This is a genomic window from Sanguibacter hominis ATCC BAA-789 (assembly GCF_012396185.1).
In the GTDB taxonomy this organism is placed as follows: Bacteria; Actinomycetota; Actinomycetes; order Actinomycetales; family Cellulomonadaceae; genus Flavimobilis; species Flavimobilis hominis.
In genome coordinates this window covers 346,712-369,894 of the sequence record NZ_JAAXOW010000002.1, presented here as the reverse complement: position 1 = coordinate 369,894, position 23,183 = coordinate 346,712, and the positions used below count along the sequence as shown (strand labels likewise).

General features: G+C 70.8%; 17 protein-coding genes and 1 pseudogene. 12 read left to right on the top strand and 6 right to left on the bottom strand.

Annotated features, from left to right (window positions below; translation table 11 throughout):
* The first annotated feature begins 38 nt into the window (after positions 1-38).
* A complete protein-coding gene (gene glgX / locus HF995_RS08215) occupies positions 39-2,204 on the top strand; it encodes a glycogen debranching protein GlgX (protein WP_168447317.1) in 2,166 nt (721 codons plus the stop codon).
* A gap of 27 nt (positions 2,205-2,231) precedes the next feature.
* Entirely contained in the window at positions 2,232-3,092 is an 861-nt protein-coding gene (locus HF995_RS08210) for a PPK2 family polyphosphate kinase (RefSeq protein WP_168447316.1), read from the top strand.
* A 7-nt stretch (positions 3,093-3,099) separates the two neighbouring features.
* Here HF995_RS08210 and zapE read toward each other — a convergent pair whose 3' ends face one another.
* Positions 3,100-4,137, bottom strand: a complete 1,038-nt coding sequence (gene zapE / locus HF995_RS08205; RefSeq protein ID WP_350308791.1) for a cell division protein ZapE — start codon at positions 4,135-4,137, stop codon at positions 3,100-3,102.
* 53 nt (positions 4,138-4,190) lie between these two features.
* On the opposite strand from zapE, the gene HF995_RS08200 reads away from it, so the two are divergent.
* From HF995_RS08200 to HF995_RS08190, 3 genes are all read left to right on the top strand, one after another.
* On the top strand, positions 4,191-5,000 hold the full coding sequence (locus tag HF995_RS08200; RefSeq protein ID WP_168447314.1) for a dihydrofolate reductase family protein: 810 nt from the start codon (positions 4,191-4,193) through the stop codon (positions 4,998-5,000).
* Between the two features lie 21 nt (positions 5,001-5,021).
* Complete coding sequence (locus tag HF995_RS08195) at positions 5,022-5,507, top strand: hypothetical protein (RefSeq protein WP_168447313.1); 486 nt, start codon at positions 5,022-5,024, stop codon at positions 5,505-5,507.
* A 91-nt stretch (positions 5,508-5,598) separates the two neighbouring features.
* A complete protein-coding gene (locus HF995_RS08190; protein WP_168447312.1) occupies positions 5,599-6,825 on the top strand; it encodes a carboxylate--amine ligase in 1,227 nt (408 codons plus the stop codon).
* Here the strand turns inward: HF995_RS08190 and HF995_RS08185 are convergent, their stop codons facing one another.
* Together HF995_RS08185 and gnd are read right to left on the bottom strand one after the other, a co-directional pair.
* Positions 6,826-7,986 (bottom strand): DegT/DnrJ/EryC1/StrS family aminotransferase, encoded by a 1,161-nt coding sequence (locus HF995_RS08185; RefSeq protein ID WP_168447311.1) that lies wholly within the window; start codon positions 7,984-7,986, stop codon positions 6,826-6,828.
* A 101-nt stretch (positions 7,987-8,087) separates the two neighbouring features.
* Positions 8,088-9,521, bottom strand: a complete 1,434-nt coding sequence (gene gnd, locus HF995_RS08180) for an NADP-dependent phosphogluconate dehydrogenase (protein WP_168447310.1) — start codon at positions 9,519-9,521, stop codon at positions 8,088-8,090.
* A 304-nt stretch (positions 9,522-9,825) separates the two neighbouring features.
* Here gnd and HF995_RS08175 point away from each other — a divergent pair, with 304 nt between their 5' ends.
* From HF995_RS08175 to HF995_RS08145, 7 genes are all read left to right on the top strand, one after another.
* Complete coding sequence (locus tag HF995_RS08175; RefSeq protein WP_168447309.1) at positions 9,826-10,401, top strand: DUF3000 family protein; 576 nt, start codon at positions 9,826-9,828, stop codon at positions 10,399-10,401.
* Positions 10,402-10,485: 84 nt separating this feature from the next.
* Positions 10,486-11,748, top strand: coding sequence for an HRDC domain-containing protein (locus HF995_RS08170; RefSeq protein WP_168447308.1), 1,263 nt, complete (start codon positions 10,486-10,488; stop codon positions 11,746-11,748).
* A 23-nt stretch (positions 11,749-11,771) separates the two neighbouring features.
* Entirely contained in the window at positions 11,772-12,773 is a 1,002-nt protein-coding gene (locus HF995_RS14115; RefSeq protein ID WP_168447307.1) for a lipid II:glycine glycyltransferase FemX, read from the top strand.
* Positions 12,774-12,882: 109 nt separating this feature from the next.
* Positions 12,883-14,136, top strand: a complete 1,254-nt coding sequence (locus HF995_RS08160) for a thiolase family protein (RefSeq protein WP_168447306.1) — start codon at positions 12,883-12,885, stop codon at positions 14,134-14,136.
* 9 nt (positions 14,137-14,145) lie between these two features.
* A complete protein-coding gene (locus tag HF995_RS08155) occupies positions 14,146-16,284 on the top strand; it encodes a 3-hydroxyacyl-CoA dehydrogenase NAD-binding domain-containing protein (protein WP_168447305.1) in 2,139 nt (712 codons plus the stop codon).
* 188 nt (positions 16,285-16,472) lie between these two features.
* Positions 16,473-17,312 carry a sulfurtransferase gene (locus HF995_RS08150; RefSeq protein ID WP_168447304.1) on the top strand — a complete coding sequence of 280 codons (840 nt, stop codon included), beginning with the start codon at positions 16,473-16,475 and terminating at the stop codon, positions 17,310-17,312.
* Between the two features lie 28 nt (positions 17,313-17,340).
* On the top strand, positions 17,341-17,631 hold the full coding sequence (locus HF995_RS08145; RefSeq protein WP_168447303.1) for a DUF1416 domain-containing protein: 291 nt from the start codon (positions 17,341-17,343) through the stop codon (positions 17,629-17,631).
* Positions 17,632-17,742: 111 nt separating this feature from the next.
* Here HF995_RS08145 and pflA read toward each other — a convergent pair whose 3' ends face one another.
* From pflA to dxs, 3 genes and pseudogenes are all read right to left on the bottom strand, one after another.
* The gene (gene pflA / locus HF995_RS08140) at positions 17,743-18,624 is read right to left on the bottom strand and encodes a pyruvate formate-lyase-activating protein (protein ID WP_168447302.1); all 882 of its coding nucleotides are present in this window, start codon (positions 18,622-18,624) and stop codon (positions 17,743-17,745) included.
* Between the two features lie 47 nt (positions 18,625-18,671).
* Positions 18,672-21,070: pseudogene (gene pflB / locus HF995_RS08130) on the bottom strand (formate C-acetyltransferase).
* Positions 21,071-21,245: 175 nt separating this feature from the next.
* Positions 21,246-23,126: a 1-deoxy-D-xylulose-5-phosphate synthase gene (dxs, locus tag HF995_RS08125; RefSeq protein ID WP_168447299.1), complete on the bottom strand. Its 1,881-nt coding sequence runs from the start codon at positions 23,124-23,126 to the stop codon at positions 21,246-21,248.
* Positions 23,127-23,183 lie beyond the last annotated feature (57 nt).

Here is a 23,183-nt window from a genome sequence, read left to right as displayed (position 1 = left end):
GTCCGCGAACCGCCCGGCGACGTGGCAGTCTGTTCCCCATGCTCAACTGGCCAGGTCAGCCCTACCCCCTCGGAGCCACGTTCAACGGCTCCGGCACCAACTTCGCGCTGTTCTCCGAGGTGGCGGAACGCGTCGAGCTCTGCCTCTTCGACGACGACGGGAGCGAGACCCGCGTCGAGGTGACGCAGACGACGGCGCACGTCTGGCACACGTACCTTCCCGACGTGCAGCCTGGCCAGCGGTACGGCTACCGGGTCCACGGTCCGTACGACCCGGCGAACGGGCACCGCTGCAACCCGGCGAAGCTGCTGCTCGACCCGTACGCGAAGGCGATCGACGGCGAGGTCTCTGCGGACCCGTCGCTGTACTCGTACACGCCCGCCCAGCCCGGTGTGGTCGACGACGCCGCGCACCTCAACACGGACGACTCGGCAGGCGCGACCATGAAGTCCGTCGTGGTCAACCCGTTCTTCGACTGGGGCCACGACCGTCCGCCGGGCCACGAGTACCACGAGCTCGTCATCTACGAGGCGCACGTGCGCGGCCTGACGATGACGCACCCGCTGGTACCCGAGCACCTTCGAGGCACCTACGCGGCGCTGGGCCACCCCGCGATCGTCAGCTATCTCAAGGATCTCGGCGTGACCGCCGTCGAGCTCATGCCGGTCCACCAGTTCGTCAACGACACGCACCTGCAGGACCGCGGGCTGAGCAACTACTGGGGCTACAACACGATCGGCTTCCTCGCGCCGCACGGCGCGTACGCCGCCGGAGGCACCCGGGGTCAGCAGGTCCAGGAGTTCAAGGCGATGGTCAAGACGCTCCACGAGGCGGACATCGAGGTGATCCTCGACGTCGTCTACAACCACACTGCCGAGGGCAACCACCTCGGCCCGACCCTGTCGTTCCGCGGGCTCGACAACCGTGCCTACTACCGTCTCGTCGACGACGACCTCGCGCACTACTTCGACACGACCGGGACCGGCAACTCGCTGCTCATGCGCTCGCCGCACGTCCTCCAGCTCATCATGGACTCGCTGCGCTACTGGGTCACCGAGATGCACGTGGACGGGTTCCGCTTCGACCTTGCTGCGACGCTCGCGCGCCAGTTCCACGAGGTGGACCGGCTCTCCGCGTTCTTCGACATCGTCCAGCAGGACCCGGTCATCTCCCAGGTCAAGCTCATCGCCGAGCCGTGGGACCTCGGCAGCGGCGGCTACCAGGTGGGTGGCTTCCCCCCGCTGTGGACCGAGTGGAACGGTCGCTACCGCGACACGGTCCGTGACTTCTGGCGGGGTGAGCCTGCGACCGTCCCCGAGCTCGCGAGCCGTTTGACCGGTTCCTCCGACCTGTACGAGGGCGGCGGCCGCACCCCGTCGGCGTCGATCAACTTCGTCACCGCGCACGACGGCTTCACGCTGCGCGACCTCGTGGTCTACGAGAAGAAGCGCAACGAGGCCAACGGCGAGGACAACCGCGACGGCGAGAGCCACAACCGGTCGTGGAACTGCGGTGTCGAGGGCCCGACGGACGACCCGCAGATCAACGCTCTGCGTGCTCGTCAGCAGCGCAACATGCTCGCGACCCTGCTCCTGTCCCAGGGCGTGCCGATGATCGCGCACGGCGACGAGATCGGCCGGACGCAGGGCGGGAACAACAACGGCTACTGCCAGGACAACCCCACGACGTGGATGGACTGGGACCTCGACGACGACTCCCGCGAGCTGCTCGCCTTCACGCAGCACCTCATCCGGCTGCGGCACGACCACCCGGTGCTCCGCCGCAGCAAGTTCTTCACGGGCGCCCCGACCCAGGAGGGCGGCCTGCGGGACGTCGCCTGGTTCGACACGTCCGGCGACGAGATGAACGCGGAGGACTGGGACGCGGACTATGCGCGGACGCTCATGGTCTTCCTCAACGGGGAAGCCATCACCGAGCCAGACGTGTACGGCGAGAGGATCGTCGACGACTCGTTCCTCGTGCTGTTCAACGGGCACCACGAGGATGTCGAGTTCACCGTCCCGGCCCGCACGTACGGCGAGCGATGGAGCATGATCGCGTGCACCGACCCGGAGGTTCCCGTCGATGACGCGGACGGCATCCTCACCGCCGGGGAGAAGATCTCCGTGACGGCCCGGAGCGTGCTGGTGCTCGGCCGTCCACCGCTCGAGCCAGGAACACCACCGGTCACCGAGGTCCGCTGAGCGGGCCCCCCGACGAAGGAGCAGGTCATGTCGAAGAAGCCGTCCCTGTCCTCTGAGCTCACCGAGCTGCTGCGCGTGCGCGAGGGGTTCGACCTCGCGTCGTTCGACCGCGGCAGCCGTCCGGGCCTGAAGGGAGGGTCGAGCGCCGCCGAGGACCTGCTCGCCGACCAGGGCGAGGTGCTCGACGAGCTCCAGGAGGAGCTGTACGCACACGGCCGCACCGGCGGCACACGCAGCGTCCTGCTCGTGCTGCAGGGCCTGGACACTGCGGGCAAGGGCGGGATCGTCCGCCATGTCGTGGGGCTCGTCGATCCGCAGGGCGTGACGATCCGCTCGTTCGGTGTGCCGACGGCGCAGGAGCGCGAGCACGACTTCCTGTGGCGGGTCCGGCGCGCGCTGCCCGAGCCGGGGCGCATCGGCGTCTTCGACCGGTCGCACTACGAGGACGTGCTCGTCGCGCGTGTGGACGCTCTCGTCCCGCCCGAGGTGTGGGAAGCACGGTACGACCTGATCAACGAGTTCGAGGCCGAGGTGGTCGCGGCCGGCACGGTCGTGGTCAAGGTCGCGCTGATGGTCTCCTACGAGGAGCAGGGCGAGCGGCTCGCCGAGCGGCTCGAGCGCCCGGACAAGCACTGGAAGTACAACCCGTCGGACATCGACACCCGGCTGCGGTGGGACGACTACCAGGAGGCGTACCAGGCGGTCTTCGACCGGACGAGCACGGAGCACGCGCCGTGGCACGTGATCCCGGCAGACGACAAGGACTATGCCCGGGTCGCCGTGTCGCAGCTCCTCGTGGAGGCGCTCGAGAGCCTCGATCTCGACTGGCCCGAGGCAGACTTCGACGTCGCCACCGAGAAGGCCCGGCTCGAGGCGACACGACGGTGACCCGCGCTCAGGAGGAGGCGCTGACGAGCGTGCGCCCCTCCTCGGCGAGCGCGCCGAGGCGTGAGAGCGCCCTGAGGTACTTCTTGCGATAGCCCCCTGCAAGCATCGCTGGCGGGAAGAGCGCTGTCTCGCCGCTGCCACCGAGCAGGACGGGCACGTCGCGGTCGTACAGCCGGTCGACGAGGACGACGAAGCGCAGCGCCTCCGCCTGGCTCTCGATCGTCCGCACGCCGCGCAGCGCCACGAGCGAGACGCCGTCGAGCATCGCGCCGTAGCGGCTCGGGTGCACCTGCGCGAGGTGCGCGAGGAGGTCGTCGAAGAAGTCGAGCGTCGCGCCTGCGCGGTGCTCCGCGGACTCGACGAGCTCGGCGTCGGGCAGGGGCTGCGCTTCCGTCACGACGGCGCGGTGCCGGTAGTCCTCGCCGTCGACGCGCAGCACCTCGAACCGCGCGGCGAGCGCCTGGATCTCCCGGAGGAAGTCCTCGGCCGCGAAGCGGCCCTCACCGAGCGATCCGGGCAGGGTGTTCGACGTCGCCGCGATCGCGACGTCGCGGTCCGCGAGCTCGCGCAGGAGGCGCGACATGAGGACGGTGTCGCCCGGGTCGTCGAGCTCGAACTCGTCGATGCAGACCAGGTCCTTGTCGCCGAGCGCCTCGACGGTCGGGGCGAACCCGAGCGCTCCGACGAGGTTCGTGTACTCGACGAACGTGCCGAACGCGGCACGCTCGGGCCCGAGCGCGTGCGCGAGGGACGCGAGCAGGTGCGTCTTGCCGACCCCGAACCCGCCGTCGAGGTACACCGCGGGTGCGCTCCCGCGGCGCCGTCGCAGCAGGGCGCCGAACCCGCGCGCGGGCGCGACGAGCGTGCCCGCGACCTCGGCGAGTCGTTCGACGGCGCGCTGCTGGCTCGGGTGCGCCGGGTCCGGCCGGTAGGACGCGAACGACGCGTCGGAGAAGTGCCGGGGCGGGACGAGGTCACGCAGGAGACGGGTGCGGTCAGCGGTCGGCCGGACGTCGCAGAGCGACGGTGGTGGGACGAAAGTCACCCCGCGAGCGTAGACCAGGCGCACCCTGGCGGTTGGCGACCTACAGTGGCCGCATGACCTCCGCACCGACGTTCGACCTCCTGATCGACGGCGGCCGCGCCGTCGATCAGGCCACGCGCATCGCCCCCGAGCCGGGCGAGCCACGCCTGGGCGAGCTCCTCGCTCACCCGGAGCCCCGCGACGGCCGCCGGGTCCACGTCCGCGCGAACATGGTCGCGTCGGTCGACGGCGGGGCCTGGGGCGCCGACCACCGCTCCGGGTCCATCAACGATGCGGCCGACCTGCGGGTCTTCGAGGTGCTGCGCGCGCTCGCCGACGTCGTCCTCGTCGGGGCCGGCACGATCCGCGCAGAGCGCTACGGCCCCGTCGAGCGCCCCGCGCGGCTCGCGGCGCTCACCGCCGCGGCAGGCAGGTCTCCCGGGATCGTCACCGCGGTCGTCTCGCGGACCGGGGTCCTCCCGCCGTCCCTCCTCGACGAGGCTGCGCAGACGATGCTCCTCACCACCTCCGAGGGCGCCGCGGCACACCGGGGCTCCGACCTCGACCGGGACGGCCGGCTCGTCGTCGTCGACGACGGCGCAGGCGGGGTCGACCTCCGCGCTGCGCTCGACGCGCTCGCCGAGCGCGGCCTGACGCGCGTCCTCACCGAGGGCGGTCCGCACCTGCTCGCGACCCTGCTCGACGAGCGTCTCGTCGACGAGCTCATGCTCACGACGAGCCCGCGCCTCGTCGGACCCGCGCCCGGCCGCATCGTCGCCGGGCCGCGCAGCCTCCAGGACGCGCTCGACATGCACGCCACCCCGGCCGTGCTGCTGCACGCCGGAGGGACCCTCATCACGCGCTGGGTGTTGCGGGGCCGCTGACCCGGCGAGATAGTCGAGGACATGGACACGACCCTCGTCCTCGCGCAGGACGCACTGACCTCGTTCGACGTCTCCCACATCCTCGCGGCCGCCCCGGCGTCCGAGGTCCGGTACCACGTGCTGGTCCCCGCCGACACGGAGCGCAACCTGCTGGTCGGGCTGCTCGACGACATCTACACGGACGGCTTCCGTGAGGCGTTCGCCGCGGCGCGCCGAGGCATGCCGGACTCGCGGACGGCGACCATCACGGCCCAGCAGTCGCTCGACGCGAGCATCGTCGAGCTCTCCGCCGCCGGCGCGACAGCGACCGGCGAGATCGTCGCCGACGACCCGTTGCCCGCGCTTCGCGCCGCGGTCGCGGCGGACCCGAGCGTGACGTCGGTCGTCGTCGTGACGGACCCGCACGCGGTCGAGGACACGTTCCGTCAGGACTGGGCGTCCAAGGCGCGGGACGCGCTCGACCTCCCCGTGCTGCACCTGTACCGCGGCACGAGCATGCTCGGCTGAGCGGCGGCCGCCGAGGCCGTGACGCCGGACACGTATCATCGACCGTGCGCCCCGCCCCCTCTCCCGCCACCTGAACGGACTCCTGCGCCACATGACCTCGACCCCTGATTTCGTGCCTGTCATCCTCGGCACGAACATCAACGCGTACAACGTCGCACGCTCGATCCACGAGGCCTACGGGGTGACGTCGATCGCGCTCGGGCGCGCTCCCCTGCCCGCCACGCGCGACTCGAGCATCGTCGACGTGCGGGTCGACCGGCACCTGGACCAGCCCGAGGTGCTCGTCGCACGGCTGAAGGAGCTCGCCGCGGAGATCGGCGACCGTCCGAAGGTGCTGTTCGCCAACATCGAGCTGTACACGAACATCGTCGTCGCACACCGCGACGAGATCGGCGCGGACTACCTCGTCCCGCTGGTCGGCCCGGACCTGGCCGCGAAGCTGATGAACAAGACGGACTTCTACGCGACGTGCGCAGAGCTCGGCGTGCCACACCCCGAGAGCGTCATCGTGCGCCCGGGGCCGCTCGACGGCGTCGGTGACGCTCTGCCCTTCCCGTACCCCGTGATCCTCAAGCCGTCGAACACCGACATCTACCCGCGGCTGCGCTTCGAGGGGCAGCAGAAGGTGTACCTCGTCGAGGACGCTGCGTCGCTGCGTGACGTGGCGGCGCGCATCTTCGCCGCCGGGTACGACGACGACCTCGTCGTCCAGGAGTACCTCGCGGGCGACGAGTCGGTCATGCGGGTCGTCAACACGTACTCCGACCGGCACGGCCGCATGCGGTTCCTGTCGGCGGGTCAGGTCGTGCTGACGGAGTACGACCCGCGCGAGGTCGGCAACAACAACGCGATCGTGTCGATCCACGACCCCGCGCTGACGGACTCGGTACGGCGTCTGCTCGACGGCGTCGGGTACACGGGCCTCGCGAACCTCGACGTCATGCTCGACCGTCGGACCGGCGAGAACAAGATCCTCGAGGTGAACCTGCGGCTCGGCGCGACGAGCTACTACACGCGCGCCGCGGGCGGCAACGTCACCGAGCACGTCGTCGGCGACCTCGTCGAGCACGCCGAGCTCGCCGACACGGTGACGACTGCCGAGCGCCTGTGGGTCAACGTCCCGTACCTCGTCGTCCTGCGGTTCGCGCCGCGCGCGCTGCGCCCGCTGCTGCGTGCCGCCAAGAAGCGCGGTGGGCCCGTCCACACGCTGCGCTACCGGCCGGACATGACGTGGCGCCGACGTCTGATCGTGGCGCGCGAGGACCTGCGGCGCTCGCGCAACTATGTGCGCTACGCGGCCACGCGGCTCAACCGCTGATCAGCGCCCGAGGAGCTCGCGGACGTGCCCGACGATCTCGCGGGCACGCTCCACGCTGACGTTCGTCGGCAGGTTCACGAGCCGCGCGACGAGGTCCTCCGACACCGCGAGGCGCGGGTCGCCGGGGACATACCCGTACGCGGCCGCGTCGAGCGCGCCCGGGAAGAGCGCGGGGCGGTACCAGCGGCCCGCGTACACGCCGCGCTGCGCGAGCCCTTCGACGAGCCGCTCGGCGGCGGTCTCGTCTGCGGCGAGGAACGGCATCCGCACGAGCGGCTGCCCGCTGCGCGTCCCACCGGGCACGTCGACGACGTCGCTCAGCCCTTCGACGTAGACGCCGACCGCTGCGGCGCGCACCTGCTCCTGCTCCGCGAGGTGTGGAAGCGCCGCCGCAGCCTGCGCGACGATGTACGGCGACGGCGCAGCCGGCGCGTGCGGCAGTCCGCCGCGCTGCTCGACGGGCGCGATCGCGGGCTCGAGCAGGCCTGCCTTGACGAGCCCGCACCGCAGCGGTCGCGAGACCGCTCCGGGCAGGCGGTTGAGCACGCGGTTCTGCGTGCGGTAGGTCCGCGTCACGAGGTCGAGGCGGCGACCGATGGGCTCGAGCGCACCGAGCGCCGCGACGATCTCGTCACGCAGCCCGGGCTCGAGGCGGGGAGAGACCCAGACGGCTCCACCGAAGCGGGTGGGGAGCATCTTCTCGATGCCGAACGAGTGGACGGACACGTCCGCGACCGGCGCGCCGTCGTCACCGACCGCGACACGTCCCACGCAGTGCGCGGCGTCCTCGAGGAGGATCGCCCCTGCGGAATCGGCAGCGGCGCGCAGTCCGAGCGAGGTCGCCTGGTCGACGATGCCGAACGTGTGCTGCAGGACGACCGCCCGGGTGCTGCTGCCGGTCGTGAGCGCAGCGGGGGCGATCGCCGCCGTGGCGGCGTCGATGTCGGCGTACACGGGCGTGAGACCCGCGGCGATGATCGGGTCGACGGCCGTCGCGCACGTGAGGACCTGCGTGACGACGTCGCCCGTGCCGCGCACGCGGGCGAGCTCGCGCAGCACCACCTGCATCCCGTACCGCGCCTTGAAGACGAGGAACCAGTCGCTCGCGTCGGTCCCGGTGCGCCGGGCGAGCTCTCGCGTGACGGCCGTGTGCTCGGTCATGTCTCTCCGCTTCGACGGGGCCGGCTCGACGCCGGCCTGGAGCACAGGAGCGAGGCGCCCTACGGACGAACCGGTGGGGGCGCCTCGCCGCGTGCTGGTTGTCAGGCCGGCGACTCGGTGCGGTCGCCCGACCACTCGGTGTGGAAGACGCCCGGCTTGTCGACGCGCTGGTAGGTGTGCGCACCGAAGAAGTCACGCTGCGCCTGGATCACGTTCGCGGGCAGACGCTCGGCGCGGACGCCGTCGTAGTACGCGAGCGACGACGAGAACGCCGGCGTGGGCACGCCGTTGAGCGCGGCCTGCGAGACGATGCGACGCCACGCAGCGACGCCGTTGCCGACCGCCTCGGTGAAGTACGGGTCCGCGAGCAGCAGGGCAAGCTCCGGGTTGAGCTCGTACGCCTCGGTGATGCGGTTGAGGAAGCGTGCGCGGATGATGCAGCCGCCGCGCCAGATGCGAGCCATCGCCCCGCGGTCGATCTCCCAGCCAAACTCCTCGGCGGCCGCGGCGATCTGGTCGAAGCCCTGCGAGTAGGCGACGACCTTCGACGAGTAGAGCGCGAGGCGGACGTCCTCGATGAAGGCGTCACGATCGGTGACCTCCCACTCGCCCGCGACGGCGGGCAGGATGCGCCCGGCCTCACGCTGCGGCGTCGAGCCGGAGAGGGCGCGCGCGAAGGTCGCCTCGGCGATGCCCGTGATCGGCACGCCCAGGTCGAGTGCGTTCTGCACGGTCCAGCGGCCGGTGCCCTTCTGCTCGGCACGGTCGAGGACGATGTCGACGAACGCCTTGCCGGTCTCCGCGTCGACGTGCTGCAGCACGTCAGCGGTGATCTCGATGAGGAACGACTCGAGGTCGCCCTTGTTCCACTCGGCGAAGATCTCGCCGATCTCCTGCGCGGACGCGCCCAGGCCGGCCTTGAGCAGGTCGTAGGCCTCGGCGATGAGCTGCATGTCGGCGTACTCGATGCCGTTGTGGACCATCTTGACGAAGTGGCCGGCGCCGTCGGAGCCGACGTAGGTGCAGCACGGCACGCCGTCGACCTTGGCGGAGATGTCCTCGAGGATCGGGCCGAGCCACTCGTAGGACTCGCGCGAGCCTCCGGGCATGATCGACGGGCCGTTGAGAGCGCCCTCCTCACCGCCGGAGACGCCGGTGCCGACGAAGTGCAGGCCGTGGGCGCGCAGCGCCTCTTCTCGACGACGCGTGTCGGGGAAGTGCGCGTTGCCGGCGTCGATGACGATGTCCCCCTCGTCGAGCAGCGGGACCAGCTCGTCGATGACGGCGTCGGTCGGGCCGCCGGCCTTGACCATGATGACGACCTTGCGCGGCCGGGCGAGCGACGCGACGAAGTCCGCCATCGTCTCGCTCGGGATGAACTCGCCCTCGTCGCCGTGGTCGGCGATCAGGGACTCGGTCTTCGCGTACGACCGGTTGTGGACTGCGACCGTGTATCCGTGGCGGGCGAAGTTCCGGGCGAGGTTCCGTCCCATGACCGCCAGGCCAGTGACACCGATCTGTGCGCGTGCCGTCATCCGTCAATCTCCCTCTGATGAGTGTCTACGACCGTCAAGCCTAGCCGGGCCTGTCCCGGGTGCTCATGCCTGTCCACGACGGCGAGACGCGGCCGCCGAGGGCGCACGGAGGTGCGCCGGGGCGGTGGCGGGGCGGGGCTCGACGCCGGTGCCATCGTCCCACCGTCGGGCTCTCGTGTGTCGAGGTTGCCTCGCGTTGCCACGGCCTGGCCCCACGCCGCGTGGAGGTCACGGACCGGCCACGGTCCTGGCGTCTCGGCGTGGCGCCCGTCCGTGCGTCTGAGGGTCCTCCTAGTGTGTCGGCATGGTCAGTACGGCGGTCACCGAGGTCCCCGCGCCCTTCGCGCGGGCCCTCGGCGCGCTGCGCGACGCCGCCCGCACCTTGCGCATCCAGGTGCAGGAGGTTCCTGCTCCACGGGCCGCGCGGTACTCGGTCGCCCTCGAGGGCACGCTGACCGACCCGGGCGACGACGCGCACGAGCTCGCTGACGGCACGTTCGTCGTGCTGTTCGACCCGCCGACGAGCGAGGACGCCGAGGGCACCTTCCGCGTCGTCGTGCTGGTGCGAGCGGAGCTCGACGCGGAGATGAGCGTGGACCCGATGCTGAGCGAGGTCGCATGGACGTGGCTCACGGAGTCGCTCGCACGGTTCGCGGGCCCTCTCGATTCCCTCGGCGGCTCGGTCACGCGCACGATCACGACGAGCCACGGGGCGGTCAGCGCACGTCCCGGGCTCGTCGAGCTCGAGCTCCGTGCGTCGTGGACGCCGCAGACCGCCGACCTCGGCGGCCACCTCGAGGCGTGGGCGTACGTCATGCGCAGCTGTGCTGGCCTGCCGGACGTGCCTGAGGGCGTCGCGGTCCTGCCTGCCCGGGCCTGAGCCGTCCCGCTGCGGTCATACGTCACCCTCACCGCACGGCCGCGCCTGAAGGATGAGCGCGCCGGCGCGCCATAACCTGAACGCATGAACGAACCCGCACCGGCCGCGTCCGCGGTCGAGGACACGTCGGCGGACGAGCCGATCATCACCCCCCTCACGGAGCCGGCCGACGGCATCCCGGACGTCGTGGACACGCCGGAGGCGCTCGCCCGGACCGTCGCCGCCTTCGCCGCGGGGACAGGTGCTGTCGCGGTCGACGCGGAGCGGGCGAGCGGCTACCGCTACGGCCAGCAGACGTACCTCGTGCAGCTTCGCCGCCAGGGCGCGGGCACCGCGCTTGTCGACCCTGCGGCGCTGCCTGACCTGTCGTCGCTGAGCGACGCTCTCGAGGGTGTCGAGTGGGTCCTGCACGCGGCGTCTCAGGACCTGCCTGGGCTCGCTGAGCAAGGCATGCACGCGTCTGCGGTGTTCGACACGGAGCTCGCGGCCCGGCTCCTCGGCATGGAGCGCGTGGGGCTCGCCGCGGTCGTCGCGGACACGCTGGGCCTGGGGCTCGCGAAGGAGCACTCGGCGGTCGACTGGTCGACGCGCCCGCTCCCGGAGGACTGGTTGCGGTACGCGGCGCTCGACGTCGAGGTGCTCGTCGAGGTGCGCGACATCCTGGCGGAGCGGCTCGAGCGCGCGGGCAAGACCGAGTGGGCGCGTCAGGAGTTCGAGGCGGTCCGTCTCGCGCCTCCTGCGCCGCCGCGCGTCGACGCATGGCGGCGGGTCTCCGGCGTGCACACGTTGCGGCGGCCGCGCCAGCTCGCGATCGTGCGTGAGCTGTGGGCTGCGCGCGACGAGAACGCGCGCAAGCGTGACATCGCTCCGGGGCGGATCCTGCCCGACCGTGCGATCGTCGCGGCCGCGGTCGCGGCACCGCGCAGCGTCCCGGCGCTCCTGGCGGTGCCGGGGTTCACGGGGCGCTCGGCGTCGCGTCGCGCGCCCTTGTGGCAGGCCGCGATCGACCGGGCGTTCGCCCTGCCCGACGACGAGCTGCCGCCGATGCGCGGTCCGCGCACCGATGCTCCCCCGCCGCCGCGGGCATGGCCTGATCGTGAGCCGGCCGCTGCCGCACGCCTCGACGCTGCGAAGGAGGTCGTCGAGTCCTTCTCGCAGAACTACCACGTCCCCGTCGAGAACCTGCTGCAGCCCGACGCGCTGCGTCGCCTGTGCTGGGCGCCGCCTGCGGTGGTCACGGCCGGGTCTGTGACGGAGCAGCTTGCTGCGCGCGGCGCTCGGCCGTGGCAGACGGACCTGCTCGCCGACCCGCTCGCGACCGCGCTGAGGTCTGCCGAGAAGGCCTGAGCTCCGCCGAGTAGGGTTGGCGGGTGCACCAGACCGAGACAGTCACCGACCCTGCCGAGTGGGACCGCATCGTCGACGCAGCGGGTGGTCACCCGCTCCAGCTGTGGGGCTGGGGTGAGGTCAAGGCGTCCGGCCCGTGGCGCCCGGTCCGCCTGAAGGTGCTGGGGCCCGACGGCGAGGTGACGGGTGGCGCGCAGGTGCTCGTCCGGCGCCTGCCTGCACCGTTCCGCGCTCTCTCCTACGTGCCGCGCGGCCCGTTCGTCGCCCCTGACGGCGTGGGCTCCGAGCCTGCACGCACTGCGGTGATCGACGCCGTCGTCGCGTACTGCAAGCGTGAGATCGGCGGTGTGGGCGTCACGCTCGAGCCCGACTGGGACGAGAGCACGCCCATCGCGGCGCCGGGGCTGCAGCGGGCGTCGAACACGATCTTGTACCCGTCGACGCTCATCCTCGACCTGACGAGGTCTGAGGAGGAGCTGCTCGCCGCGGCCGGGAAGTCGACGCGCTACGACATCCGCAAGGCGGGTCGGTCGGGCCTCGAGGTCCGGCGGGTGACGAACGAGGCGGAGGTTCGCGACGTGATCGACCTCTACCGGGTCTCTGCCGCGCACGCGGGCTTCCCGCTGCACGACGACGAGTACTACCTCGCGATCCACCGCGAGATGGGTGACGCGTCGCTCCTCGTCGCAGCGTTCTCCGAGGGCAAGCCGTGCTCGTTCGTGTGGAGCGTCGTCTCGGGCGCGACGGCGTTCGAGCTGTACGGAGGTGTCGACGACGCGGGACGCAAGCTGAGAGCCAACGCTCCGGTGAAGTGGCACGCGACCCGTCTCGCCGCCGAGGCGGGTGTGCGTCGCTACGACATGAACGGTCTGCTGAACGACGGGATCAGCGAGTTCAAGAAGTCGTTCGCGCAGCACACGGACGAGCTGGTCGGGACGTTCGACGTGCCTTTCGGCCCGCTCTTCGCGGTCTGGGACAAGGCGTTGCCGACGGCGAAGCAGGTGTTGCGCAAGATCCGCCGCTGACACAGCTCGTTACTCATACTGGCGGTTCTTGAAACTGTCAGTACTATGAATCCTGACACCTCCCGGAACCGGGAGGCGGACAACGCCGTCCCACCTGTCAGGAGAGCTCATGCCAGCAACCACGAGGTCCGCGCGCCGCGCCTCCGCCCGTGACGTCGTCTTCGTCGAAGGCGTACGCACCCCCTTCGGCAAGGCCCGCCCCGACGGCCTCTACGCCGAGACCCGAGCAGACGACATGGTCGTCAAGGCGCTGCGCGGCCTGCTCCGCCGCCTGCCGTCCCTGCCCGCCGAGCGCATCGACGAGGTCGCGATCGCGGCGACGACCCAGCAGGGCGACCAAGGCCTGACCCTCGGCCGCTCGGCCGCAGTCCTCGCCGGGCTCCCCCGTTCCGTCCCCGGTTTCGCGATCGACCGCATGTGCGCGGGTGCGATGACCGCCGTCACCACGACCGCGTCCGCGATCGGCTACGGCCAGCAGGACGTCGCCCTCGCCGGCGGTGTCGAGCACATGGGCCACCACCCGATGGGCTTCGACGCCGACCCGAACCCGCGGTTCGTCTCCGAGCGGCTCGTCGAGCCGACCGCTCTCATCATGGGTGCGACCGCCGAGAACATCCACGACCGCATGCCGCACCTCACCAAGGAGCGCGCCGACGCCTACGGTGTCGCGAGCCAGGCCAAGTACGCGGCAGCCGTCGCCGCGGGCAGGGTCGCACCGGACATCGTCCCGATCGCGGTCCGCTCCTCGACGCTCGGATGGGGGCTCGCCGACGCCGACGAGCTCGCCCGCCCGGGCACGACGATGGAGGACATCGCGAACCTCAAGACGCCGTTCCGCCCAGGCGGACGCGTCACCGCGGGCAACGCCTCGCCGCTCACCGACGGCGCCGCGATCTGCCTGCTCGCCGCGGGCGACACCGCCGAGGAGCTCGGGCTTCCCGTCCGCATGCGCCTGGTCTCGTTCGCCTACGTGGGGGTCGACCCGGAGGTCATGGGCCTCGGTCCCGTCCCCGCGACCGAGCGCGCGCTCGCCAACGCCGGCCTCACGATCGAGGACATCGGCCTGTTCGAGCTCAACGAGGCGTTCGCAGTCCAGGTGCTCGCGTTCCTCGACCACTTCGGCATCGCCGACGACGACCCGCGCGTCAATCCTGATGGTGGCGCGATCGCGATCGGGCACCCGCTCGCGTCGTCGGGCGTCCGCCTCATGACGCAGCTCGCACGCCACTTCGAGGCGCACCCCGAGGTGCGCTACGGGCTGACGTCGATGTGCATCGGCCTCGGCATGGGCGGGACCGTCATCTGGGAGAACCCGCACCACGCCGAGTACGCCGGGCACACGACCATCGAGAACGAGAGCTGAGGACCGGTCATGACCGACACCACCACCGCACCCAGCGAGACCTCGACCAGGGGCGAGCGCGTGACGCACAGCCTCGTCCGCGACGTCCGTCTTCCCGGCGGCGCCGGGGTCATGGCGCTCGTGACGCTCGACAACGGTCTCGACCACACCAAGCCGACGACGCTCGGGCCGCAGGGCCTCGCCGAGCTGCGCGCCGTGCTCGAGACGCAGCAGGCACGCGCCGCGGCCGGCGAGATCGCCGCCGTCGGCGTGACCGGCAAGCCGTACTTCCTCGCGGCCGGCGCGGACCTCAACGCGGCCGTTCGCGTCGACGACCGCGCAGCCGCGCACGCTCTGGGGCGCGCCGGGCACGACGCGTTCCGCCTGCTCGGCGAGATGGGCGTACCGACGTTCGCGTTCATCAACGGGCTCGCCCTCGGGGGCGGCCTCGAGGTCGCGCTCAACTGCGACTACCGCACGGTCGCGTCGGACGTCCCCGCGCTCGCGCTCCCCGAGACCGGGCTGGGACTCATCCCCGGTTGGGGTGGCGCGTACATCGTGCCGCGGCTCGTGGGCATCGAGCGGGCAATCGACGTCATCCTCACCCGGCCGGCGGCGAACAAGCCGTTCAAGGCGGCGGAGGCTGCCGAGATCGGGCTCGCGGACGCGCTGTTCGACGCCGCAGACTTCCTCGAGCAGTCGCTCGAGTGGGCAGGGCGCGTCGTCGCGGGCGAGACGACGGTCGAGCGTCCGGCACCCGCTGACGCCGCGACCTGGCAGGCGGTCGTCGACACGGCGCGCAGCCGTGTCGACGCCGTCGTGCACGGGTCCAGGCCCGCCCCCGGGCGCGCGCTCGACCTGCTCGCGCTCGGCCCTGACGCCGACCGCGACACGGCGTTCGCGGCCGAGGACGACGCCCTCGCGGACCTGATCATGACCGACGAGCTGCGCGCGAGCATCTACGCGTTCAACACGATCAACAAGGCGAAACGTCCTGAGGGCGCGCCGGACCCGAAGCTCGCACAGCCGGTGACGCGGGTCGGCATCGTGGGTGCGGGCCTCATGGCGGCGCAGCTCGCGCTGCTGTTCGCGCAGCGGCTGTCTGTCCCGGTGATCATGCGTGACCTCGACGACGAGCGTGTCGCCCAGGGCCTCGCTCACGTCCACGGGTCGCTCGACAAGCTCGTCTCGACAGGCCGCATGCCGGCGACCACGGCGGACCGTATCCGCGCTGACGTGCACGGGACGACCGACCTGGACGAGATGGCCGGGTGCGACTTCGTGATCGAGGCCGTCACCGAGATCCTTGACCTGAAGAAGCGCGTGTTCGCGGAGCTCGAGACGATCGTCTCCCCCACGACCGTGCTCGCGACGAACACGTCGGCGCTCTCGGTCACGCGCATGGCGGCGGACCTGAAGCACCCGGAGCGCGTCGTCGGCCTGCACTTCTTCAACCCGGTCGCGCAGATGCCGCTCGTCGAGGTGATCCACGCCGAGCGGACGTCGATCGAGGCGACCGCGACCGCGTTCGCGGTCGCGAAGAAGCTCCGCAAGACGGCCGTGGGCGTCGCCGACCGGCCCGGCTTCGTGGTCAACCGTCTGCTCGTGCTCCTGCTCGGGGAGATCGTGCGCGCGGTCGAGTCGGGTACGCCGGTCGATGTCGCCGACCGGGCGTTGCGCCCGCTCGGCCTGCCGATGGGGCCGTTCGCGCTGTTCGACCTCGTCGGGCCTGCGGTCGGCCTGCACGTCCTCACCTCGCTGCGCGACGAGCTCGGCGACCGGTTCGCTCGCTCCGAGGGTCTCGAGCGGATCGTCGCCGAGGGGATCAAGGTCGTGCGGCCTCCGGTCGCCAAGGGCGTGCCCGCGGACGTGGACCCGACGATCCAGGAGGTCTTCGGTCGTGCTGGCGGGCCGGGCGCTCTCGACGAGGCGGGCGTGCTCGACCAGGTGCTCACCGCACTCACCGTGGAGATCGGCCACATGCTCGACGAGGAGGTCGTCGCGGGCGTCTCGCAGATCGACCTGTGCATGATCCTCGGCGCCGGTTGGCCGTTCGCGTCGGGCGGCATCGCGCCGTACCTCGACCGGAACGGGTACAGCGAGAAGGTTCTCGGCCGCAGGCTCCTGCCCGACGGCGTGGCGAACGTCCCGGAGGGCGCGCTGCGCTGACCTGGGCGCACGGACAAGGGCCCCGCGCCGGGCTGCTCAGGCAGCCCGGCGCGGGGCCCTTCGCGCGACTTTGTCCGCGCCCGGCTGAGACGCCGGTCCATCATGCGAGATTCTGCCGCGATGCCGATGTCTCGTGCCACCCCTCGGTTACGTTCGCGCCACCAGCAGCAGCCACCGCAGGAGGACCCATGGCACGCAACGACGTACTCGTCACGACCGAGTGGGCCGAGGCCAACCTCGCCACCCCCGGACTCGTCTTCGTCGAGGTCGACGAGGACACCACCGCCTACGACGCCGCCCACATCGACGGTGCCGTCAAGCTCGACTGGAAGCTCGACCTCCAGGACCCGGTCCGCCGGGACTTCGTCAACAAGGAGCAGTTCGAGGCGCTCCTGTCCGCGAAGGGCATCGCCAACGACGACACGGTCGTCCTCTACGGCGGAAACAACAACTGGTTCGCGGCCTACGCGTTCTGGTACTTCAAGCTCTACGGCCACCAGGACGTGCGGCTGATCGACGGCGGCCGCAAGAAGTGGGAGCTCGACGGCCGCCCGCTCAGCAGCGCCACCGTCACCCGGCCCGCCACGACGTACACCGCGACCGAGCAGGACCAGAGCCTGCGCGCCTTCCGCGACGAGGTCGTCGCGTCGATCGGCACGAAGAACCTCGTCGACGTCCGCTCGCCCGAGGAGTTCGCCGGCAAGATCCTCGGGCCGGCACACCTGCCGCAGGAGCACTCGCAGCGTGGCGGTCACGTCCCCGGGGCGATCAACATCCCGTGGTCCAAGGCCGCGAACGACGACGGCACCTTCCGCAGCGACGAGGAGCTCGCCGCCCTCTACGGCGCGGCCGGCCTCGACACCGACCGCCCGACGATCGCGTACTGCCGCATCGGCGAGCGCTCGAGCCACACGTGGTTCGTCCTCTCCCAGCTCCTCGGGCAGAAGGACGTCAAGAACTACGACGGTTCGTGGGTCGAGTACGGCTCGCTCGTCGGCGTCCCGATCGAGGTCCCCGCGGCGGTCTGACCGCCCTCACCCACCTCCAGGAGGAGTCATGAGCACGTGCGGTGCACCCGCCCAGGGCGGCGACGTCGTCGTCGCGCCGGGCGCCACGGTCGTCGACGGCGTCGTCGCCCGCGAGGGCGAGCCGGTCCCGGGGGCGTACGTCCGTCTGCACGACGCCGACGGTGAGTTCACAGCCGAGGTCGTCACGGGCCCGGGGGGCGAGTTCGTCTTCTACGCGCGCCCGGCGCGCTGGGAGCTGCGGGTGCTGACCCGCACGGGCTCCACGTCACAGCACGTCGAGGCCGCGGTCGGCCGCACGAGCGTGACGCTCACCGTCTGACGGGCGGCGGGCCGCTCCATCGTCAGGGGACGACGAGCGGGCACACAGGGAACGACGAAGGTCCGCGACAGGTGTCGCGGACCTTCGTCGTGTCGTCATGAGGCGTACGGGTCAGTAGACCGTGAGCCCACGCTTGCGGAAGCGAGCCCGGACCGCTTCGACCTCGTCGTTCGACGGCGGCTTCGTGTCGCCGAGCTGATAGTCGAGACCGAGCGAGTCCCACTTGTCCTTCCCCATCTGGTGGAAGGGCAGCACCTCGACACGCGACACGTTCGGCAACGTCGCCGCATACTCCGCGACCTTCTCGACGTTCTCCGGGTCGTCGGTGAGGCCGGGCACGAGCACGAACCGCAGCCACACCTCGACACCCTTGTCCGCGAGCCGTCGGCCGAAGTCCAGCGTCGGCTGCAACGCGCGACCCGTGACCTTCTTGTACGTCTCCGGGTCGCCCGACTTCACGTCGAGCAGCACCAGGTCGATGTTGTCGAGCATCTCGTCCGTGCACGCCGCGCCGAGGAAGCCCGACGTGTCGATCGCCGTGTGGATGCCCATCTCCTTCGCCCCGGCGAGGATCGTCGCCGCGAACGCAGGCTGCATGAGCACCTCCCCACCCGAGAGGGTGAGCCCTCCGCCGGTCGCGCGGAACACCGAGCGGTAGCGGCGGATGCGCCGCAGCAGCTCGGTCGCCTCGACCGGGTCTCCCGAGCGCATCTGCATCGTGTCGGGGTTGTGGCAGTACAGGCACCGCAGCGGGCACCCGGACAAGAACACGGTCATGCGCGTCCCAGGGCCGTCGACCGCGGTGACGAGCTCCCAGGAGTGCACCGAGCCGAGGAGCCCGGAACGCATCTGCGCGAAGCGCTCGGTGCGGTCGGCGTCGGACAGCTCGAGGGCCGCCGTGCCGGCGCCGACGGCGCGGCCCGCAGGTGCGTCGAAGCCCTGGTCACCGCTCGCCCCGCCGCCGACCACGGGGGCGGGAAGACTGATGGTCATCTCGTTGATCTCCGTTCTGTTCGGTCGGGGCGGGGCAGCGGTACGGCTCAGGCGCTCTGGTGGAACGTCCGCGAGAGGACGTCGAGCTGCTGCTCACGCGTCAGCTTGACGAAGTTCACAGCGTATCCGGAGACACGGACCGTGAGCTGCGGGTACTTCTCGGGGTGCTCCATGGCGTCCTCGAGGGTGTCCTTGTTCAGGACGTTGATGTTGGCGTGGTACAGGCCCTTGACCCCGCCGTTGCAGTCCCGCGCCGCCTTCATGTCGGCGAGGCGCTCGTCGAACTTCTTGCCCATCGTCGTTTCCTTCCGTCGGTCCTACGAATGTGTCGGTCGGGTCAGTCCTGCGGGATGAAGCCCGCGTCGAGGATGCCGACCAGGTTGGCGACCTGCTCGTCCTTCGTGCGGCCGAGGCCCGAGGGGGTGATCGTGTTCGTCAGCGAGATGCCGTCGAGCGCGTCGTTGTAGTCGAGCTTGCCGACCGAGAGCATCGAGGCCACCATGCCGTGCGTGTCCGCGCCGTTCTCCGGGTTGGCACCCGGGGCGAACGGGGTGCCCTTCTCGTGGCCCGAGGGGAACGAGCCGGTCGCCTTGCCGTAGACGACGTTCGACGTGATCGTCAGGACCGACTGCGTCGGGATCGCGTCGCGGTACATCGGGATCGCCTTGATCTTCGACATGACCGTGTGCACGATCGTCGCCGCGATGTCGTCAGCGCGGTCGTCGTCGTTGCCGTACTTCGGGAAGTCGCCCTCGGTGACGTAGTCGACGACCAGACCGGTCTCGTCACGCACCGGGGTGACCGTGGCGTACTTGATGGCCGAGAGCGAGTCCGCGACGATCGACAGGCCGGCGATGCCGCAGCCCATGGTGCGGATGATGTCGCTGTCGTGCAGCGCCATCTCCATCGCCTCGTAGGCGTACTTGTCGTGGCTGTAGTGGATGATGTTGAGCGCCTCGACGTAGGTGCCGACGACCCAGTCGAGCATGTCCTCGTACTTGGACCAGACCTCGTCGAAGTCGAGCGGCCCGTCACCCTTGACCGGCTCGTAGCCGGTGACGATCTGCTTGCCGCTGACCTCGTCACGTCCGCCGTTGATCGCGTACAGCAGCGACTTCGCGGCGTTGACGCGCGCCCCGAAGAACTGCATCTGCTTGCCGACCTTCATCGGGGAGACGCAGCACGCGATGGCCGCGTCGTCGCCCCAGCGCTCACGGATCTGCTCGTCGGACTCGTACTGGATCGAGCTCGTCTCGATCGAGATCGCGGCGCAGAACTCCTTGTAGCCCTCCGGCAGCTCCTCGTCCCAGAAGATCGTGATGTTCGGCTCCGGGGCAGCGCCCAGGTTGCGCAGGGTCTGCAGCAGGCGGAACGAGGTCTTCGTGACGAGGGTGCGACCGTCCTCGGCGATGCCGCCGTCGGACCAGGTGGCCCAGTACGGGTCGCCCGAGAAGATCTGGTCGTAGTCGATGGTCCGCAGGAAGCGCACGATGCGGAGCTTGATGACGAGAGCGTCGATCATCTCCTGGGCGTCCTGCTCCGTGATCGTGCCCTCGGCGAGGTCACGCTCGAAGTACGCGTCGAAGAAGGCGGAGAGGCGCCCGAACGACATCGCGGCGCCGTCCTGCGACTTCACGGACGCGAGGTAGCCGAAGTACGTCCACTGGACGGCTTCCTTCGAGTTCGCGGCAGGGCGGCCCAGGTCGAAGCCGTACTGCTCGCCGAGGTTCTTGAGCTTCTTGAGCGCGCGAATCTGCTCCGAGTGCTCCTCGCGATAGCGGGCCCAGTGCTCGCTGAACGGCTGGTCCGCAACCTTGTCCTTGTCCTTCGCCTTCTCGGCGATGAGGAAGTCGACCCCGTAGAGGGCGACGCGGCGGTAGTCACCGATGATGCGGCCGCGGCCGTAGGCGTCGGGCAGGCCCGTGATGATGTGCGACGAGCGTGCGGCGCGGATGCGCGGCGTGTAGATGTCGAAGACGCCCTCGTTGTGCGTCTTGCGGTACTTGGTGAAGATCTCCTTGACCTGCGGGTCGGGCTCGAGGCCGGCCTCGCGGATCGCGGTCTCGACCATGCGCCACCCGCCGTTGGGCATCATCGCGCGCTTGAGCGGGGTGTCGGTCTGCAGGCCGACGACGACGTCGTCCTCGGCGCAGATGTAGCCGGCGGGGAAGGCGTCGACGTCGGCGGGGGTGTGCGTGTCGACGTCGAAGACGCGCTTCGCGCGCTCGACGGAGAGGTAGTCCTTCTCCAGGGTGTCCCAGACGGCCAGCGTCTTCGTCGTCGGGCCGGCGAGGAAGGACGCGTCTCCCTCGTAGGGGGTGTAGTTGCGCAGGATGAAGTCGCGCACGTCGACGGTCTCGGTCCAGGGACCCTTGTCGAAGTTGCGCCAAGCATCAATGGTGACGGTCTCGGGGGTACCCGTGGTTCCGTCTGCGGTCGTCGTCATCGCCGTCTCCTCGTGGATGGATCATCGTTCTGATCGTGGTTCCACCGTAGGGAGAAATTGGTGGGACGACTTGGGACCTATGGCTCTGCGATGCCCGATTTGTTGAGTCGTGCGTCACAGGTCGAAGAACCCTCAGGCGACAAGGCTCCCACAGGTCACGGGGTGCGCGCCTGGGTCATCCCCCCAGGAGCCGCAGCACGTCCGCCGTGATGTCGGGCACGGTGAGCCTGTTGCCCTCCGCGACCTGCTCGCGGCTCGCGTGCGGAAGGAACGCGGTGGGCAGCCCGACCGTGTGCACAGGAGTGCGCACCCCCGCCTCGGCGGCACGTTCACGCACGAGCGCGCCGACGCCCCCGTCCGCGAGCCCGTCCTCGATCGTGACGACCAGGTCGTGCTCCCCCGCCGACTTCACGAGGGCGCTGGGAACCGGCAGCACCCACGTCGGCGAGACGACCGTGCACCCGAGGCCGAGCGCCGCGAGCTTCTCCCCCAGCCCGAGCGCGGTCTGCGCCATCGAGCCGATCCCCACGACGAGCACGCGGCGCTCCTCGCCGTCGCCCGGCTCGTGCCGCGCGAGGACGTCCACGCCGTCGAGCTCGTCGACAGCGACCAGGTCCGGGCCGACAGAGCCCTTCGGGTAGCGCACGACCGTCGGGGCGTCGTCGACGTCCACCGCCGCGCGCAGTGCCGCGCGCAACGTCGACTCGTCGCGCGGCGCCGCGAGGCGCAGCCCCGGCACGATACGCAGCATCGCCAGGTCCCACACGCCGTTGTGGCTCGCGCCGTCGTCTCCCGTGATGCCCGCGCGGTCGAGGACGAACGTGACCCCGGCACGGTGCAGGGCGACGTCCATGAGCACCTGGTCGAACGCACGGTTGAGGAACGTCGCATACACCGCGACGACCGGGTGCATGCCCGCGAAAGCCATCCCGGCCGCGGACGTGACCGCGTGCTGCTCAGCGATGCCGACGTCGAACGTGCGGTGCGGGAACTCCGCCTGGAACGGCGCCAGCCCGACCGGGTTGAGCATCGCGGCCGTGATCGCGACGACGTCAGGCCGCCGTCGGCCGATCGCGACGATCTCGTCGGCGAACACCGACGTCCATCCGAAGCGCGACGGAGCGACCGGCAGTCCCGTCTCCGGGTGGATCTGCCCGACGGCGTGGAACCGGTCGGCGACGTCCTGCTCCGCGGGCGAGTATCCGCGCCCCTTCTCCGTCATCACGTGCACGAGCACAGGACCACCGAACGCGCGCGCGGCGCTCAGGGAGCGCTCGAGCGCGGCGACGTCGTGGCCGTCGACCGGGCCGATGTACTTCAGCCCCAGGTCCTCGAACATGCCCTGCGGCGCGACGACGTCCTTGATGCCCTTCTTCAAGCCGTGCAGCGCGTCGTACGTGACGCGACCCGGCAGGCCCGACCGCTTGAGCGTGCGCTTGCCCCAGCTGAGCACTTGCTCGTACCCGCGCGTCGTGCGCAGCGTGTCGAGGTGGTGCGCGAGGCCGCCGATCGTCGGCGCATAGGACCTGCCGTTGTCGTTCACGACGATCACGAGGCGCTCGTCCGTCGAACCGGCGATGTTGTTGATGGCTTCCCAGGCCATGCCGCCCGTGAGCGCGCCGTCGCCGATCACCGCGACGACGTGCCGGTCCAGCGAACCCTTGAGCGCGTTGGCCTTGGCGATCCCGTCCGCCCACGACAGGGCGGTCGACGCGTGCGAGTTCTCGACGACGTCGTGCTCAGACTCGGCACGGCTCGGATATCCCGACAGGCCGTCGTGGCGGCGCAGCCTCGAGAAGTCCTGGCGCCCCGTCAGGAGCTTGTGCACGTAGGACTGGTGGCCCGTGTCGAACACGAACGTGTCCGTCGGCGAGCTGAAGACGCGGTGCATCGCGATCGTCAGCTCCACGACGCCGAGGTTCGGGCCGAGGTGGCCTCCGGTCCGTGAGACCGCCTGCACCAGGAACTCGCGGATCTCGGCGGCAAGCTGCTCCGTCTGCGCGATCGTCAGCGTGCGCAGGCGCGCCGGTCCCGTGATCTGCTCGAGAAGCCCCATCGCGTCGTCCTCCAGGTCTCCGGCCCCGACCGGGTACCGGACGTCCGCCGGTCTCCC

Coding starts and splice junctions, on each gene's coding strand:
- glgX (WP_168447317.1), top strand. CDS start 39: ATGCTCAACTGGCCAGGTCAGCCCTACCCCCTCGGAGCCACGTTCAAC.
- HF995_RS08210 (WP_168447316.1), top strand. CDS start 2,232: ATGTCGAAGAAGCCGTCCCTGTCCTCTGAGCTCACCGAGCTGCTGCGC.
- HF995_RS08200 (WP_168447314.1), top strand. CDS start 4,191: ATGACCTCCGCACCGACGTTCGACCTCCTGATCGACGGCGGCCGCGCC.
- HF995_RS08195 (WP_168447313.1), top strand. CDS start 5,022: ATGGACACGACCCTCGTCCTCGCGCAGGACGCACTGACCTCGTTCGAC.
- HF995_RS08190 (WP_168447312.1), top strand. CDS start 5,599: ATGACCTCGACCCCTGATTTCGTGCCTGTCATCCTCGGCACGAACATC.
- HF995_RS08185 (WP_168447311.1), bottom strand. CDS start 7,986: ATGACCGAGCACACGGCCGTCACGCGAGAGCTCGCCCGGCGCACCGGG.
- gnd (WP_168447310.1), bottom strand. CDS start 9,521: ATGACGGCACGCGCACAGATCGGTGTCACTGGCCTGGCGGTCATGGGA.
- HF995_RS08175 (WP_168447309.1), top strand. CDS start 9,826: ATGGTCAGTACGGCGGTCACCGAGGTCCCCGCGCCCTTCGCGCGGGCC.
- HF995_RS08170 (WP_168447308.1), top strand. CDS start 10,486: ATGAACGAACCCGCACCGGCCGCGTCCGCGGTCGAGGACACGTCGGCG.
- HF995_RS08160 (WP_168447306.1), top strand. CDS start 12,883: ATGCCAGCAACCACGAGGTCCGCGCGCCGCGCCTCCGCCCGTGACGTC.
- HF995_RS08155 (WP_168447305.1), top strand. CDS start 14,146: ATGACCGACACCACCACCGCACCCAGCGAGACCTCGACCAGGGGCGAG.
- HF995_RS08150 (WP_168447304.1), top strand. CDS start 16,473: ATGGCACGCAACGACGTACTCGTCACGACCGAGTGGGCCGAGGCCAAC.
- HF995_RS08145 (WP_168447303.1), top strand. CDS start 17,341: ATGAGCACGTGCGGTGCACCCGCCCAGGGCGGCGACGTCGTCGTCGCG.
- pflA (WP_168447302.1), bottom strand. CDS start 18,624: ATGACCATCAGTCTTCCCGCCCCCGTGGTCGGCGGCGGGGCGAGCGGT.
- dxs (WP_168447299.1), bottom strand. CDS start 23,126: ATGGGGCTTCTCGAGCAGATCACGGGACCGGCGCGCCTGCGCACGCTG.